Raw genomic sequence first — 16,193 nt, 5'->3', positions numbered from 1 at the left:
TCCCCCTAGCCCTATGACTCTTGAATGGCGGATTGGTTTTATGCAGCAGATAAGTGGCCGCAGCATTTCGCTGTTTCTAGGTGTGGCTATGGTGGTTTATAGCAGCTTAGGACAGCGAGTGCTCTCTCGCTACCTAGCGCTAGCTTGCTTAGTCGGTGGCGTTTTGTTTCTGCTGTCGGGCGTGATTGTTATTCGTGACGGCTTAGTGCTTCAAAATCAAGCACTTAGCACCATTAAAAGCGAGGCAACAGAAATCCGCTCTCAGCTACAAACGGCACAGGTTAATCCCAATCTGCCTCCGGAAGTTACTCCTCAACGTGTTGAAGAAGCCTTAGGCCAACTCGAGATTCAGGCCGAAGCACTCAGCCAAAATGCTCGTAGCAGCACCACTCAATCCATGATGTCTGTGCTAAGTACCCATGTTGTCATTGGTTTAGGACTGTTGGCGCTGGGTAGGGTCGCTATCAAGCACAATCACTAGGTGGCTCTACAAATGCGAAAGAGCTAGGTAAAAGCGTAGATAGCAGTTATTCCTGCCTAGCTTTTTCAACAGTATCGTGACGCTACTTTCTACAACTATGGCTGCCCCTACCTTAAACCTCAAACCTCACCTACAAACTGCTTGGGGCTGGATAATTGCTTTAGCTAAAGACTTCCATGGGCGTATTGTGCTACTGGGACTGACAGTCGGACTGATTTATCTGCCGGTGTGGCTGGGCTATTTAGTACCAAGAGCCCTCAAAGGCAAAGTTGGTTGGCTTTTAGTGCTATGTATGTTGGGGTTAGCTGCTGCTGAACTGTGGAATCGTCGTTCTGTTCTTAAAGCGTTAAGAGCTTCTGAAGAAGATCGTCTTCTAGGACAATTGTTAATTGTAAGCGCAGCGGTGCTGTTTCCATTCTGTCGCTTTGCAATTTGGCCTCAGGCATTTTTGTGGTTGGTAATCTTAGCGGGCATTGCTTGCAGCGCCTGGGGAGTTAGCTTTTTTAGTCGGTTTATGGTGCCTGTGGTATTGATTGGCCTCACCACGTACCCGCGCATTGGTTTTATTTCTCGCTTTATCTGGGATTTTTTTACTCCTTACCAATTTTTAGAAATTAAGATGGCTGAGGTGGGCAGCGCCGCTATGCGGGCCATTGGTTTCCCGGCAGTGCAGGAGGGTGTCTATATCACCTTTCCCGAAGGTGCTGTAGAAGTAGGCTGGGGCTGTAATGGGCTAGATATGGCTCTTTCTATTGCCGCCACCGGCTTCTTTATGGGAATTCTCTACAAGCAAAAGACCCGCCAGATGGTAATGCTTATTGGCGTTGCTATGGTCATTTCACTTATATTTAATATTCCTCGCTTAATGTTAGTGACCATTGCTCATGTGTATTGGGGCGAGTGGTGGTTTAATTTTTGGCACGGCTTCTGGGGCGGGCAAATTTTCGTCGGTATATTGCTGACAGTTTATTACTATGTCATGATGACAATGGTTGAAAGATCAAAGAAATGTCAAAAAAATAATTAATTTCTTTCTATTGATTTTTTACTGCCTTGTAAGTTCTCAATAAAATATTTGTTTAGTGTTGGTATTTACACTTAGATCAATTTATACTGAGTAACGAAGGGCAGAAAACCGAGCCTTCTACCAGTCAATTTTTATGAGCTCCACGCTCTGAAAATGAGGGACACTACCACAGTCTATTGTCGTTCATTGAATTTACACCTTTTATGAAGAAACAGCTTTTGAGCAGTGCCCTTGCAGTAGGGACTGTAGCAACTGGTTTCATGATGCAAACCAATTCTGCAAACGCATTCACAATCCAAACTACAGGTTGTGATTTTTCAGGAGCCGTTTACTGCTCTAACGTGGAGAGCGGAAATGACAATCTCACCCAGTTGCGGCAGTTCTTGACTGACCTCAATAATTTCGTCAACCCAGATCCTGTTGCTGATCCAACCACGTGGGGCAATGGTGGGCTTGATTCTGAGGAAGACTTTATTGCTAAAGTAAATGCTCCTTCCACAGTAGCGAATGAGGGTTTGGCTGGCTATTTATCAATTGGCTATAATGGTTCTCCAGGAGACTCTAGATCAGGGACATGGCAGGTCATCAACCAATTTTTGCCTAGTGGCAATTTTGATGGCCCCTTTGTCCTTGCTATGAAAGCGGGACCTAACTTCGCCTTCAACTACTTTGACGGTACAATTCAGGCTGGAACCTGGACAACTGCCAGATTCATCAATAATGGCAATGGCAATGGCAATGGCAATGGCAATGGCAATGGCAATGGCAATGGCAATGGCAATGGCAATGGCGGTCCAGTTAACGCCTTCTCCCACGCTACCCTCTACTCCACTCCAGAGTCTATTCCTACTCCGGCACTGCTGCCTGGGCTAATTGGCATGGGCGCGGCGGCCCTGCGCAAGCGTCAACAAGAGGAAAGCGAGAGCGCGTAGCAGCGTTTTTAGCTCTAGCGTCTGTTTAATTGTCGAGAGCGCTATCTCGCCCAAAGAGATAGCGCTTTTCTTGCTGTTTTTTGAGGTTTTATAACGCGAAGTTTTGGAACATTTCAGTAGTATTTAGCGTCCTAGAAGTAGCAGCTTATGAGAGTTGTTGAGTAGGTTTACGGAAGGCGATGGCAGTTTGTAAAGTTAGTGTAAGTGAGTCAATAGAGCTGGGTTAACTGATAAATAACGTACCTAACCTGCCCAGCTAATTGTGCATTACTTCAGGGCTTTTATTTACCAACTCTGTTTGTCGTCTTTGCCTTTGTTCTGTAGGTTTGTCTTTAGAAAATCAACCGGTAGTCGTTCTTCGATCAAAATTGAAAGATGACCGCTGGCTGATACCTGATTAAAGCTTTGGATTGTAGCCACGCGAATCATTACGCCCCTAGACTGGAGACATATTTAACTTACGAGCCTTAGACCTGCTTCTAAGGCTTAGAACAGGCATTGAGGCAACATTTATTCCCTTTAGGTTGGAAAAAATGACGACTCAAAGTGTTCCTAGCTTGATTAAAGGCATTGTTTTTGTAGATGACTCGATCGCTGATGCAGATACGTTGCTTGAGGGGCTTGACCCTAATCTAGGCGTTATTTTCCTCGACTCTGCCCAAGATGGTATAGCTCAAGTTACTAATGCCTTAGAATTATCCTCTGGCTTAGAAAGCATCCATATTATTTCCCATGGTGAATCGGGCAGTTTGACGCTAGGGTCAACTGATTTCAACAGCAACAATCTAGATAGCTACAGCAGCTACCTAACCCAATGGCAAAAAGCCATGACCAGTACAGCAGATATTTTGTTGTATGGCTGCAACGTAGGGTTTGGCCCCAGCGGCAAAAGCTTTTTAGATCACTTGAGCTATTTGACAAAAGCAGATATCGCCGCTTCTGACGATATCACTGGCAACTCGGGCGATTGGGATTTTGAGCTAGTCACCGGCTCTATTGAGACAGCTATAGCCTTGAGCGCCGAAGCCCAAGCTAGCTATGCTAGCAACCTCAATATCATCACCGTTACCAGTACTGCCGACAGTGGCGCGGGGTCTCTACGGGCTGCTATTGCTTCAGCCCCGGCAGGCAGCGTAATTAAGTTTGCCCCGACCTTGGCCAACAAAACTATTACTCTCACCAGTGGTGAGTTGTATCTGGGCCGCAACCTCACTATCGATGCCACTGAGGTTGCAAATCTCACCATTAGCGGCAACAACAGCAGCCGAGTGTTTCAGGTAGGAGGCTCAAACAACCCAGTGACGGCCACCTTCAAAAACTTGATCATTGCTAATGGCAACGCACCCGCTGGAGGCGCAGGGGGTGGGGTGAGTGTGGCTAACTATGGTGGCATTACCCTTATGGGTTGCCAAATCAACAACAACAAAGCCGATCGCAGCGGCGGTTTAATGCTTTGGGCAGGGGTTGAGGCCAGAGTGATTGACTGTAGCTTTACTGGTAATGATGGCAGTCGCGTTAACAATGGATTCAGCGGTGGAGCAATTTCTACCAATGGTTCAGGAGGAGTCGGAGAAGCATCGTTTTTAATTGTTGAAAACTCTCGCTTTACCAATAATAAGGGCTTCAACGGCGGCGCTATTTACAACTTATCTAGCCCAACAACAGTTACGAAATCTACCTTCCTCAACAACATAGCTATTGGCGATGGAGGAGGCGCTATCTTTGGTGATGGTGCTGGCCCCGGTGGCACCAGTACAACCCAAGGAACCTCGCTACTAATTCAAGACAGCCTCTTTGAATCCAACAAAGCTACAGGTGGTGGTGGAGCAATCTATGCTTGGAGCTACGGTAACGAAAAGCTGATTGTAAAAAATAGCACTCTGCTTAATAATTCGGTTAGCCGTAGCGCCAGAAACTTGGCTCGTGGTGGAGGCATTGAAGCTAACGGTGGCAGTATTACGCTGCAAAACATTTCGGTGGCGAATAACCTGGCTGATGGGCAGGGAGGTGGTTTGTGGGTACAAACTAAGCTACCCGTCAACATTACCAACTCGACTTTTTCGAGCAATCGAGTAACTAGTGATGCGGGTGGTGCGATGTTCCTCAATACTGACGCAACAGCCTCAGTCAACATTGTGAACTCCACCATTGTTAACAACTATGCCGGGCGGGCTAACGGGGCGCTGTGGATGAACAGCGGCAATAAGGACTCAATTACCTTGCGCAATTCGATTGTCGCCTTTAATAGGGCGATCGATACACGGCAGAACCAAGTAGGCTACACCCCCCGCGATGGCGGCGGCAATATTGAGTTTCCAGCGCCGGTAAATTCTGGCCCACGTGTGGCTGCTAACAGCCGTATTGTTGATCCACTGGTGGGTCCGCTAATGAAAATTGGCAATGACCTGGTACATCCCCTGCTGTCTGGCAGCCCAGCGATCAACACTGGAGTGAAAGGCACTGGGGTGCCCACCCAAGACCAGCGGCAGTTTACCCGTGACTCTATGCCCGATGTTGGGGCTTTTGAGCGTGGCGGGTTACCGACCACGGGCGGTTCCGGAAACGACATTCTTTTGGGCACTTCAGCGATCAATAGCTTTTCTGGAAGCAGCGGCAACGACATCCTTTTAGGATTGCGCGGAGCCGACACTCTAACCGGCGGTACTGGAGCCGATCGCATTGTCTATACTGGGCGCTCGCAATCCGAAACTTTTAGCCAGTCAACCTTGGCGGCGCTGGATCGCATTGTGGGCTTTGATGCCACCCAAGGCGATCGCATCCAGCTCGACTACAACAACAACCTGCTCACCTTTGAGCGACCATCGGGCCTATTTAATGCTGGCTTGAAGACTGGCTCTACCCTAGAGCAGGCCACACTAGCGGCTTACCAAGATAAAAGTCAAACCGCCAGTGGAGCGCAAGCCATGGCGGCCAACCAAGCGGTGTTTTTCCGGTGGGGCACCCGCACGTTTCTGTCGGTTAATGATAGTACCGCTGCCTTTTCTAAAGACACTGACCTTGTCGCCGAAATCACAGGCATACGCATGGCTGGGAGTGATTCCACGGCCGGGACTCTAACGACGACTAATTACTTTGCGTAAAACGACGATTTTTACCCAGTAGACCTCTAAAGCCCTGGCCGTCTAGCCGGGGCTTTGTAGATCAGGGCGGCTCGCCCATAAACATCCAGTGAAGCTAGATAAAATTGGGCGGAAACCACTGTCATCCTTTGAATAGGGTTGAAGTAAACCTTTGCCCTAGCAGTGGTGTGCCCTCTCTCCACTCTAAAACTAAGCATTTATAAATCTGGAGTTTTATCTATGGTTGGTGCCTCAAATCCGCTCTCTTCCCCCTCTCTCAGCGGTCAGGCGATCGCCCGTGTGGTAGGTCTCACCTGTGTGTTTGGTTTTTTAGTTGATATGACCGCGCTCACCTTCCCATTGGGGTCGGGTACGGCTTGGCGGGTGGGGCTGCTGCAACAGATGGGTGATCGCAGTATTGTGTTGCTGATTGGCATTGGCCTACTCATCTATAGCGCCTGGGAAAATCAAAATCTGCGCAAGCCCCTCGGCTTTCTAGCCCTGGGGCTTGGAACGCTCTTTTTGCTAATTTGCATGCTAGTTGTGCGCGACAGCTTTTCGCTGCACTCCCAGGCAATTGACGATATCGGCAACCAGGCTACACAACTGCAAACTCAGGTAGAAGCTAGCCGCTCTAATCCAGAGGTTGCAGGTAATGCTTCTGAAGACGACTTTGCCAATGCCCTTCGGGCGATCGATACCCAGGCTGAAACTTTAAAGCAAAACGCAAAGACTACCATTACCAAAAGCGGGATAGCCAGTACGAGCAATTTTGCCGTAGTGGGCATTGGTTTACTCAGTCTGGGTCGCTTGGCAATGGGTGCCAAGGGTCGAATTGCCGGGCGCAGCACCAAAAAGATGAGAAAAACGGTATAACTTAGGGCGCTATAGCTATCTAATAGAGTACTAAGGCTCCAGAGCTAAGTCGTAGGCGATCGCGGTGTGACCTCTTCCGCTTGCAAAGCAGAGCGAGAAGTCTGGGGCGATTCTCCAAAGGGGCTGCTTTGCGATGGTCAAAGACCGGCCTTTATAGGCGATCGCCCCGCACCTGGCACCAGCGAAATCAAATCCTCAATATTTTGCTGCATGGTGTGACAGATGGTGTCGAGGGGCAGGTCGTTGGGGTCGTGGCCAAAGGGGTTTTCGATCTCAATGCCGATCTCCTCAATGCCAAACACCGCAAAGCTGATCAGCCCTACTAAAAAAGGTGTTGCCCAGCCCACCGAATCCACCATTTGAAAGGGCAGAGCCAAGCAGTACAACATCAGCAGCTGCTTTAGGTGAATGCTGTAGGCCACTGGCATGGGCGTTTTAAGAATGCGCTCACACCCTCCTAAAGCATCCACTAGGTCATCTAGCGTCTCCAGGCAGTAGGTGAGCTGGTGGGTGTTGAGGGAGCCTTGGGCCTGCTGGGTTTGCAGGTAATCGGCTACCCAAAAGGCGATCTCCAGCGGTGGGTTGTTCATCTGCCGCAGTTTGGCAAACCGATCGGCGGTAAGTAGGCTGGCCAGCTCGCCATCGGGGGGTTCACCGCGCAGGTGCAGTTTCATGGCGATCGCAAAGGCGGGCAGCTGGCGCACGGCTGCCATTTTGGCCTCGTAATCTCCTGGCTGGGGGGTCTCGATCGCCACCCACATCTGCCGGGCTAGGTTGCGGGTCAGGTTCACCACGCTGCCCCACAGCTTGCGCCCCTCCCAAAACCGCTCGTAGGAGGTGTTGGTGCGAAAGACTAGCAGCAGACCCAGCACCAGGCTAGGCACCAGCGACCCTAAGATGGGCGACGCCAAAGGCCAGCCCCAGCTATACAACAACAAAACGCCCAGGGCAAAGGCCGCGCACAACAGCACGCGGGGCATGACCGCCGGTATCACCGACCCCCGAATGCGAAACAGCAGCTTAAACCAATCTTGTTCAGAGCGGCGAGCGCTGCGTTTGATAGTTTGGTTTGGCACTGGCTCATTCCCTTGCACAATCTCGATTGACCTAGCGATATGGCCATGGCCATGGTGGTCAGGTCAAGCTGAAGATAGCAATTTTGCAGTGGCAATGGCGAGCCAGGTCGCGCATCAGTTTTTGGCCTTGTCAGATTCCCATGGGCTGAGCTATCTAGCCAGCGCTACTGCTGCGGGGACTGTAGACACTCTAGGTCAGGTCTGCTGCTTGACCCACCTCGACAATTTGGTCTACGGCAAGCGCCAGTTCTGGAAATGTTGGGGACGTCAGCATCTGACCAGGAAGAAAAGCCTGGCCTGCTTCATATTCTTCGCCTCGCCGACGATACATCCACACCGTCGGCACCTTGGGGGAGCCAATAAACCGCACGCCACCTAGGGCGCGGTAGTCCACAATCCAATACTCTGGAATGCCCAGCTTTTCGTATTCGGCCAGTTTCGTTAGGTAATCATCCTGCCAGTTTGTGCTCACAACTTCTACCACCAACCGCACTGAGTCACCGGTTGAAATACTGGAATGCCTCTTCCAGTAGGGGTCGGTTTTAACCTTGGCCTGGTCTAGCACGATGATGTCGGGCAGGTAGCCCTCCCCTTCCCGCAGCGGCTTGACCAAACAGGACTGAGGTATGAAGCAGGGTAGGCCCAGGCGCTCAATTTCGAAATCGAGCTTTCTCCGCACAAGGCTAATCACTTCCTCATGAGCACCGATGGGGCGCATTTCTAGGATGACTCCATGGCGCAGTTCATAGCGGCCACCGTCTTCGGGGTACCGCGCTAAAAATTGTTCAAACGTGAGGGGTTGAGAGGCAGCCCGAACCATGATGGCCTCACCGATTCCTGGTTTTCTTTACGCTATACCGTGACGGCATAATCGACCAGTTGCAGCAGACGCGATCGCAGCGTTTCTAGCCCCAGCCGCTCGGTGGCGGAGATAAACAGAGCTTGTGGATACTCCTCTTGGGCGATCGCCAGCACGTCGCTGCCCACCCGATCGGCCTTGTTAAACACCAGCAGCATCGGCCCCGGCACAATCGGCATGTCCTTGAGAATGCGCATTACCCAATGAATCTGGTCTTGCCAGGCGGGATGCGACACATCCACCACGTGGAGCAGGGCATCGGCCTCTGTGACCTCTTCGAGGGTGGCGCGAAAGGCATCCATTAGCGAGGCGGGCAGCTCTTCGATGAAGCCCACCGTATCGGTGACCACCAGTTGGGTAGTTTCGTTAGTGTCGGGGTTGGTGATGGCCAGGCGGCGAGTGGTGGGGTCGAGGGTGGCAAATAGCTGGTCGGCGGCGTAGACCTCGGCGTTGGTCAGGGTGTTGACCAAGGTTGACTTGCCCGCGTTGGTGTAACCCACCACGGCGATCGAGGGCAGGTTATCGTCCTGGCGCCGGTGGCGCAGCCGAGCGCGATGGGCCTGAAGCTGGTTTACCTCCTGCTGGAGCCGCTGAATGCGCCGCTGAATGGCCCGGCGCTCGGTCTCCAGTTTGGTTTCCCCTGGGCCTCGAGTGCCGATGCCGCCCCCCTGCCGCGACAAGGACTGACCGCGCCCCTTCAGCCGAGGCATCTGGTACTCCAGCTGGGCCAGCTCTACCTGGAGCTTGCCGGCACCACTTTTGGCTCGCTGGGCAAAGATATCGAGAATCAGCTCGGTGCGATCGACCACGCGCAGGCCCACCATATCTTCCAGGTTGCGCACCTGCATGGGGGAGAGGTCGCGATCGAACACGATTAGATTGGCCCCTACGGTCTGGGCCGCCAAGGCCACTTCCTGCACCTTACCGGCCCCTAGCACGGTCTGAGGATGGGGGCGAGGACGTTTTTGAAACATGGTTTCTAGCACTTCGCCGCCCGCGCTATCGACTAGGCGCTCTAGCTCTTCGAGACGGTGCTCAAAGTGTTCGAGGGTTTGATTGTTGGTAAATAGGCCGACAACCAGGACGCGATCGCGCTCATCCTCTACCTGTAGAGCCGTAAAGGCGCGGCTAAACTCGGCCTCTAGCCCTTCAGCTAGGGCAAGAAAGTCTTGCTGAGCCAGATCGTCTAAGTCAGTGGGGGCCGATACCAACCAGCGCTGCTCGGGGTGAGGCACCAGGTGGGCCAGGTAAGTGCTCTGGATGTAGCCCGTGGCACCACCACCACGACGGGTGAAGCCGGTGCCCGTCAATGCCACTACCGCCAGCACATCTAGCCGCTGTAGGGCCATGGTGGTCAGAATGGCGTCGCTGGGTGGGTCGGACTCAAACTGGGTGGCAATACAGCGGATGCCGCTGAGGCGCTCAGCCCCATAGCGGGGCAGCTCTGAAGGGGGAATTTGGGTCTGCCGCAGGGTGCCTACCCCCACCCGAATTACCTGACCGCGTCGGTTGACGTAAGCGCATAGGGGGCTGTCGATGTCGGTACTCACTGCCGCTAGTCGCTGGGCAAACTCGGGGGTCACTACACAATCCCCCGGCAGCCGCTGGTGATAAATGCGCTGTAGCTGCTTGAGCTGGCTGGGCTTGAGGCCCTTTAAATTGCCATAGATGGTTTCGATAAGGTCAACCTACTCCTGAACCTGAGATGCTTTAACCCTGCTGAGGAGGTGCAGTTTTGATACTGAGAAACCTACTCTCAATGCGGGATAAAATGCGGGATAAGAATATAGATTATATAACGTTTGACTTTGGCTACTGACCGATGAGCGGGTAGGAGGATTGAAACTGTCTCATCGAGAGGCCGTGGCGGGTTGCCTAACCAACAGTTCTCTAGTGGAAACTGCTGCCAACTGTTTTAGCTGTGTTGTGCGGCTAAAACGAACCAGATCTCAAAAGAGGACGCTGACATAGCGTCCTCTTTTGAGATCTGCCCTTCAGGCAGCAATGGGTAATGAAGCTGCTTCAATTAGAACAGACCCAGCCAGTGGAAAAACCCTTGGCCAGTAGTCAGTTCAACCAGCAGGGCGCCGAGAAAACCAATCATGGCGAGACGACCGTTCCAGAGTTCGGCGCTGGGGTTAGACCCAAATTCGAACTTAGTCCCGTACTCACCATACTTGCGGGTAAATTGACCGTCGTAGGTAACTTTGTCTTGTGGGTTAGCCATCGTGAAAATGCCTCTATTGATACGTTACAGCTGAGCAGTTGCCACGCCACACCACTTGGGGGTTAGGTCCAGCGGCAAACTCCTGAGTACACAGAGTCGTTAGTGGTCAAGAGCTTGCGACGTGTTGTTACCTAACTTAACGATGCTGGCCCGATCAGGCTATCTGTAGTTAGGTAGAAGACTTAGGAAATTCTTGTGCTGCCAACAATTAGACTTGGCTGTCCATCGGTTTGAGTTGACGGGCCAAGGTTAGGTATTAGAGTCCAATAGCTAGGTCCATGAGCGCCACAGCTCACAGTTGAGCATGCTGTAGACCTGATTTGCCGCCCTCCCGTTTCTAACGGGGTCAAACATGTCCGTCGGATTACATAAGTGCCTCACCCTTTGGGAGATACAGGATTCGGTATAGTACTAAGACTGATTTTGAGGGCATACATGGCCAGACAATATCGGGCAGACCGTGAGGATGGGCCGAGTTTTATTCGGTGGCCTTCAACGTCAAAGTCTTCAAATTCCCGCTCTAGGTCGTCGTCTGATCCAGATCTAATTGTTGACCGGCGACGGCTTTACAACTACTTGGATTCCCTAGAGGGCTTGTCGGGAGAGTGATGCTATAGCCTTTGGGGTTTCCAATCAAGTGGTTATGACACTTACGTCCTTAGGAACATGGAAAATCGGTAGGATCCGGCTTATAACACTTTCAAGAAGCAAAGCAAGTTAAGCGAATTAGTGTATTCTTGTTTCGTAATTCTTGACTTCTACTGCTAACTAAGCCCCTGGGACCATTAGCCATGAGTGATTTTCAGTCAGACACCACTTACACAGAGTTTACGGAACCGGAAGACCCCACGGTTATCATTGAAAATTCAGACTCTAGCGCCTCTGCGCTGGGTGATGAAGCCTCTCGTCAAATTCAGCAGGTGTGGGATAAGGTCTCTGCACTGTTGGGCAATCTCCCCGACTATGTGACTGAGTTCATTCAGCGATATCGGCGACCGATTGTCACCGTTGGCCTGATTATCGCGGCGTTTATCGCAGTCAAACTGGTGCTGGCGCTGTTGGGAGCCGTAAACGATGTTCCCCTGCTGGCTCCTACCTTTGAGCTGATTGGGCTCATCTATAGCGGTTGGTTTCTCTATCGCTACCTGCTTAAAGCTTCCAACCGGCAAGAGCTGCTGGGCGACATTGCCGCCATTCGCGACCAGGTGCTCGGTAACGGGGTTCGTTAATGCGTGGGGAGTAGGCAGTGGAGGCATATAGTAAAAACCTCCCAAGAACCCAGTGCCTACCCTCATCCTCCCCACCCCTTACCCTCACACTTCCTTTCGGTTAACTTCCCCTGTGATTTGCGATCGCGCTTTCTATACTGGTTGTAGATGCAACTGGTGGTTGTGCGATCGTTAAACCCAGGGGTTCGTTTATTTATGGCGCAGACAAAAACAATTACCCAAGCGGTAGAGCGGTTGGGCTACCGAGTTACGGTGGGGGATGTGGCCGCTGAAGCTGGTCTGCCCCTAATGGAGGCTCAGCAGGGGGTCTTGGCCCTGGCCTCTGAGGTGCAGGCCCATCTCCAAGTGGCTGAGTCGGGCGAGATCGCCTACGTCTTTCCCAAAAACATCCAGGCAGTGCTGTGGAGCAAATCTTGGCGGCTGCGGTGGCAGTCGACCTGGGAAAAGGTGTGGCGGGTGCTGTTTTACCTGATCCGCGTTTCCTTTGGGGTCGTTCTGATACTGTCGCTGGTGTTGATCGTGGTGGCGATTACGATCCTCGCGATCGCAGCCAGCAGCGCTGGCCGTGAGGACAATGACAGCGGCGGTAGCGGCGGTGGCGGCATGATATTTTTGCCTCGGGTTTGGTTAGGGCCCGATATTTTTTGGCTGTTTGACCCCCAAAGCGATCGCCGTCGTCGGCCTCGTACCAAATCAGAGCTGAACTTTTTGGAGGCGGTGTTCTCCTTTTTGTTTGGCGACGGTAACCCCAACGCCGACCTTGACGACCGCCGCTGGCAAAGCGTTGCTCAAGTAATTCAGGCCAACGGTGGGGCCGTGGTAGCCGAGCAAGTCACCCCATTTCTAGACGACCTGGGCAAGGGCTGGGATAAGGATTTGGAAGACTTCATGGTGCCCGTGCTCAGCCGCTTTAACGGACTGCCCCAGGTCAGCCCTCAGGGCGGCATTGTGTATCAGTTTCCTGAGCTACAGGTGACGGCCAAGGCGCAGCGCACCATCACCCCTCCCCCATTCCTACGAGAGTCGCCTCGTAAGTTTAGCCAGGCGACGTCTGGGCAGATTATTGGGGCCATTGTTTTGGGCAGTGCAAACTTAATTGGAGCACTGGTGCTGGGCAGCATGCTGCAGGATCAGAGCCTAGTCGCTGATCTTGGCGGTGTTGTCGCCCTGGTCAACTCGCTCTACTGGCTACTTTTGGGCTATGGGACAGGCTTTTTAGGCCTGCCCCTGGTGCGTTACTTCTGGGTGCAGCAGCAAAACAGCCGCATTGCCGCCCGCAATGCCAAGCGTGAGCAGCGGGCCGAAGTCTTGAGCCAGCTCACCGACGACCAGCGCGAAAAGCTGGCCTTTGCCCAAACCCTCACCCTTCAAACGGTGGTGGGTACTGACAACCTGGCCTACACCACGGAGAGCGATCTGACTGAGCAGGAAATTGCTCAAAAGGACAAGATCGATTCCGAGTGGCAGCGACTGCTGGAGCAGCGGGGGGGGAAGTAGGGGAGTGGGCAGGTAGGCGGGTGGGCGAGTGGATGGGTTAAAGCTGATCCATCTACCTGCCTACCCGCCTACTCGCCTACCCCTCCACCTCTAACGTGGATCAACGATCGCTCCGACAAACAGCAACGTGCCCGTGTTGCGATCGCGAATGGCGGCTAAGAAGGGCCGATCGACCACCATCTCAAAGGGCGAGTCGGGCGGCAGGGCAACCGAGGTGGGTGCGATGCCGATCGCAGTGCTAGCAGCGGCTTCGGTGCCGGCTTCATTAACTTCAATAAAGGTCTTGTGGCGCACCTGGTTAATGAAGGCGTCTAGCTCGGTGAGACCCGAGAAGTCGGCCTGGCCTGCCTCAAAGGCAATGCCCATACCCAAAGCTTGCAGGGCGGGGATCAGATCGGCTTCGTACTCAAACTGAAATTTGGGCAGCTGAATCTCACCGGGGCGTGATCGCATCTGGCCCATCCAGCTCTCCCAGGTTTCAGGGGTGAGCTGCGCCGATAGGGTAGCCAGGTCGGTGCCGGGGGTGGGTAAGATCACCTCAAAGCTGAGCGCGCCGTTGCCGTAGGGCAGACTCACCGCTTGAAACTGGTCGGTTTCCAAATACAAATAGTCGTCCTGCTGGGCCATCAGGGGATGCTGGATGGTTTCGCCGCTGGCCAGGGTAAAGGGGCGCTCTGCGGTGCGGGCGCGGTCAAAGGCTTCGCTCCAAGCCCCTTTAAAATAGACGGCGTTAACCAGCACCAGAAGCTGGTCGGGGGGCAGCTGATCGACAATGGTGGGGATGCGATCGCGAGTTTTCTCTTTAACCCAGCGGTTGATGCGATTGGTGGCAGCGGGCTGGCTAAAGTCAAGAGTTGCTACTTCGGCAGCGTAGGCCGTCTGCATGCGCTCCACATAGTCAGGCCGCACCGGTAGGCTTTCGTTTACCCAAAGGGAATTGGCGATCGCTAGGGCCACCTCGGGATCGAGCTGCGTCAAATATTCAGTTAGAGCCTGGTTGCCTGCGTTGAGCTGATCGATGTCTAGACCCTGAACCTTGAGCGTGTTGGCGATCGCCGCCTGAGTCTCCCCGCTGGCGCCGTTGTAGGCTATAGCCAAGGCCAGAGCCACGCTGGTTGGCGATACCAGCACATTCTCATTGGATGTCGCTTGACGCAGCTGCTCAAACAGAGCAAAGCCAAAATCTAAATGAGCCTGGGTCAATTCTTTATCCACGGTGGAAGCCTGGGCTGAACGGGGGGCACCTGAGTTGTCGTAGGGAGCCGGTTCGGGGGCAACAGGGGGCTGGGCCTGTAGATGAGCACAGCCTAAGGCCAGGGCGGCTAGCCCGCTCGAAAGCACAGCCCAGCCAATCCATCGGTGTTTCATGGGGGTATTTGTTAACGCTGCCCCCACCTTGCCACGGCGACAGGGGGAGGGAGGCGTGGTTGCAGGAATGGAAACTGATGGTTCGGGGTTCTAGGCCTGTCCTACTTAAACCCTAGGACTGAATGGCTTTGGCGATCGCCACACAAGCCTCAAACGCCGCACTGGTCTTTACCCCCTGCCAATCCACCGATGGAATGGCCGCCTGGTAGCCCTTCATCTGCAATGCCGCAATTAAGCGATCGCGGTTGGGAATATCCATCTGTCCGTGCCGCCCAATGTCACCGAGGGGATAGTAATAGGGCGGCAGATCGATTTCTTGGGCCATAATGGCCAACAGCTTGGCCTGGGAACTCCATCCCCATCTGTCTGCTAAACCCTGCATCTCCGCTAGCATAGCCGCGTCATGGAGCGAACCTAGCCACATTGGCCCGCTCACTACGGGTGGATCTGGCGCTCCACATGGGCAATTCACCCGGCCCAGGTGTCGCCAATCAGCGGTTTGAAAATGGCCGCAGCGGTGGCAGTAGGCCACAAAACCATAGTTACTCTCTGTCAGCGTTGGTTTGCTGACCAGGCGGACCATGACCCGATGCACCTGGCCTGTGAACAGCGAAAAGACTGGCTCTATACCCATTCCCCGAGCCGCTGCGGTCTGGCCCGCATGGCCAATTATCAGCCGCAACCCCTGCTCATGGGCGGCGGGGTGCGATCGCCCGCAGGCGCCGTAGGTTCTCAAACATCGCTCTGGGTCATGGCCACTGGTAGCCCGGCCATCGGTGCTGGTCAGATATAGCAGCCCTCCTAGACGCGTGGCCCACAGCCCGGTGCTCACGTATGGGGCAGGGCTACCAAAGTTGTCGATATCCACCAGGTCGTAAAAGTCGCGTTGCTGGTAGCAGGTGAAAAATACCTGGTTGGCATCCTGATGAGTGATGTGGCAGGCACCGGCGGGCAGAGCCGCTAGGTTTTGGGCCAAAACTTCGGCTAGCTCAGGATTTCCTTCATTAGCCCATACCCAGTCAGCTCCAGACTCCAGCCCGTAGCGTAAGGGCCGCACGCCACAGCCGGTCATCGCGTCCAGCACCCGCAGATGGCCATGGCGCTGGCGATAAATAGCTGCTGCCAGCACCGCCAGATCGCGGGCGATCGCGCTTTGGGGTCGGTAAAAAGCAGACCCTACAGTAAAAGTAGCCTTACCTTCCTGCACTACCGGCGGGGGCGACCCTGGGGTCACCGCGCCGCCTCAACAGCCTTAGCGATCGCGCCCTCTAACGCCAGCTTCTCCAGTTCTGTAAGCACAAACACCTCTTGTACCGTCTTACCCTTGCGGGCAATCAGCTTGAATCCGCCGCGAATAGGTACCGACACTTTTACCCGCATCTCGGGGGAGTGGGCTCTAACGTTTGCAATTACCCCTGGGGTGACGGTGCCAATGCCAGGCTGCTCTAGGAGCCGTTCGAGAATGGGAATGAGCCCGGGCAAGTGGGTGGAGTGGTTCCAAACTAGGCGACCGTCCGAGGCTTGTGTCATTGGGGTAGTTT

At 53.6% G+C, this 16,193-nt stretch carries 14 protein-coding genes; 7 read left to right on the top strand and 7 right to left on the bottom strand.

The features are described from left to right. Nucleotides 1-13 precede the first annotated feature (13 nt). The 5 genes from H6F75_RS02670 to H6F75_RS02650 all read left to right on the top strand — a co-directional run bounded on the left by H6F75_RS02670 (nt 14) and on the right by H6F75_RS02650 (nt 6,396). Entirely contained in the window at nt 14-481 is a 468-nt protein-coding gene (locus H6F75_RS02670) for a hypothetical protein (RefSeq protein ID WP_190748963.1), read from the top strand. A gap of 97 nt (nt 482-578) precedes the next feature. Beyond that, nucleotides 579-1,508, top strand: a complete 930-nt coding sequence (crtC, locus tag H6F75_RS02665) for a cyanoexosortase C (RefSeq protein WP_190748961.1) — start codon at nt 579-581, stop codon at nt 1,506-1,508. Between the two features lie 176 nt (nt 1,509-1,684). Beyond that, a complete protein-coding gene (locus H6F75_RS02660; protein WP_206754661.1) occupies nt 1,685-2,440 on the top strand; it encodes a PTPA-CTERM sorting domain-containing protein in 756 nt (251 codons plus the stop codon). A 533-nt stretch (nt 2,441-2,973) separates the two neighbouring features. Then, complete coding sequence (locus H6F75_RS02655) at nt 2,974-5,541, top strand: DUF4347 domain-containing protein (protein ID WP_190748957.1); 2,568 nt, start codon at nt 2,974-2,976, stop codon at nt 5,539-5,541. Between the two features lie 219 nt (nt 5,542-5,760). After that, nucleotides 5,761-6,396: an HpsJ family protein gene (locus H6F75_RS02650; protein ID WP_190748955.1), complete on the top strand. Its 636-nt coding sequence runs from the start codon at nt 5,761-5,763 to the stop codon at nt 6,394-6,396. Nucleotides 6,397-6,533: 137 nt separating this feature from the next. Here H6F75_RS02650 and H6F75_RS02645 read toward each other — a convergent pair whose 3' ends face one another. From H6F75_RS02645 to H6F75_RS02630, 4 genes are all read right to left on the bottom strand, one after another. Then, on the bottom strand, nt 6,534-7,472 hold the full coding sequence (locus H6F75_RS02645; RefSeq protein ID WP_190748953.1) for a bestrophin family ion channel: 939 nt from the start codon (nt 7,470-7,472) through the stop codon (nt 6,534-6,536). Nucleotides 7,473-7,662: 190 nt separating this feature from the next. Further along, the gene (locus tag H6F75_RS02640) at nt 7,663-8,292 is read right to left on the bottom strand and encodes a Uma2 family endonuclease (protein WP_190748951.1); all 630 of its coding nucleotides are present in this window, start codon (nt 8,290-8,292) and stop codon (nt 7,663-7,665) included. Between the two features lie 32 nt (nt 8,293-8,324). Then, complete coding sequence (gene hflX / locus H6F75_RS02635) at nt 8,325-10,010, bottom strand: GTPase HflX (protein ID WP_190749080.1); 1,686 nt, start codon at nt 10,008-10,010, stop codon at nt 8,325-8,327. Nucleotides 10,011-10,357: 347 nt separating this feature from the next. Next, a complete protein-coding gene (locus tag H6F75_RS02630) occupies nt 10,358-10,558 on the bottom strand; it encodes a chlorophyll a/b-binding protein (protein WP_190748949.1) in 201 nt (66 codons plus the stop codon). A gap of 791 nt (nt 10,559-11,349) precedes the next feature. Here H6F75_RS02630 and H6F75_RS02625 point away from each other — a divergent pair. Both H6F75_RS02625 and H6F75_RS02620 read left to right on the top strand, forming a co-directional pair. Further along, a complete protein-coding gene (locus tag H6F75_RS02625) occupies nt 11,350-11,787 on the top strand; it encodes a CAAD domain-containing protein (protein ID WP_190748947.1) in 438 nt (145 codons plus the stop codon). A gap of 195 nt (nt 11,788-11,982) precedes the next feature. After that, nucleotides 11,983-13,284 carry a hypothetical protein gene (locus tag H6F75_RS02620; protein WP_190748945.1) on the top strand — a complete coding sequence of 434 codons (1,302 nt, stop codon included), beginning with the start codon at nt 11,983-11,985 and terminating at the stop codon, nt 13,282-13,284. Between the two features lie 90 nt (nt 13,285-13,374). Here the strand turns inward: H6F75_RS02620 and H6F75_RS02615 are convergent, their stop codons facing one another. From H6F75_RS02615 to H6F75_RS02605, 3 genes are all read right to left on the bottom strand, one after another. Beyond that, on the bottom strand, nt 13,375-14,652 hold the full coding sequence (locus tag H6F75_RS02615) for a serpin family protein (protein WP_199303716.1): 1,278 nt from the start codon (nt 14,650-14,652) through the stop codon (nt 13,375-13,377). Between the two features lie 112 nt (nt 14,653-14,764). Continuing rightward, entirely contained in the window at nt 14,765-15,886 is a 1,122-nt protein-coding gene (locus H6F75_RS02610; RefSeq protein ID WP_190748943.1) for a tRNA (guanine-N1)-methyltransferase, read from the bottom strand. After that, nucleotides 15,883-16,182, bottom strand: coding sequence for a DUF2103 domain-containing protein (locus H6F75_RS02605; protein WP_190523534.1), 300 nt, complete (start codon nt 16,180-16,182; stop codon nt 15,883-15,885). The genes H6F75_RS02610 and H6F75_RS02605 overlap by 4 nt, the downstream gene beginning before the upstream one ends. Between the last annotated feature and the right edge of the window lie 11 nt (nt 16,183-16,193).

Source organism: Nodosilinea sp. FACHB-131 (assembly GCF_014695395.1).
GTDB lineage: Bacteria > Cyanobacteriota > Cyanobacteriia > Phormidesmidales > Phormidesmidaceae > Nodosilinea.
The sequence above is the reverse complement of the archived record's forward strand: the minus strand, read 5'-3'. Positions and strand labels throughout refer to the sequence as shown.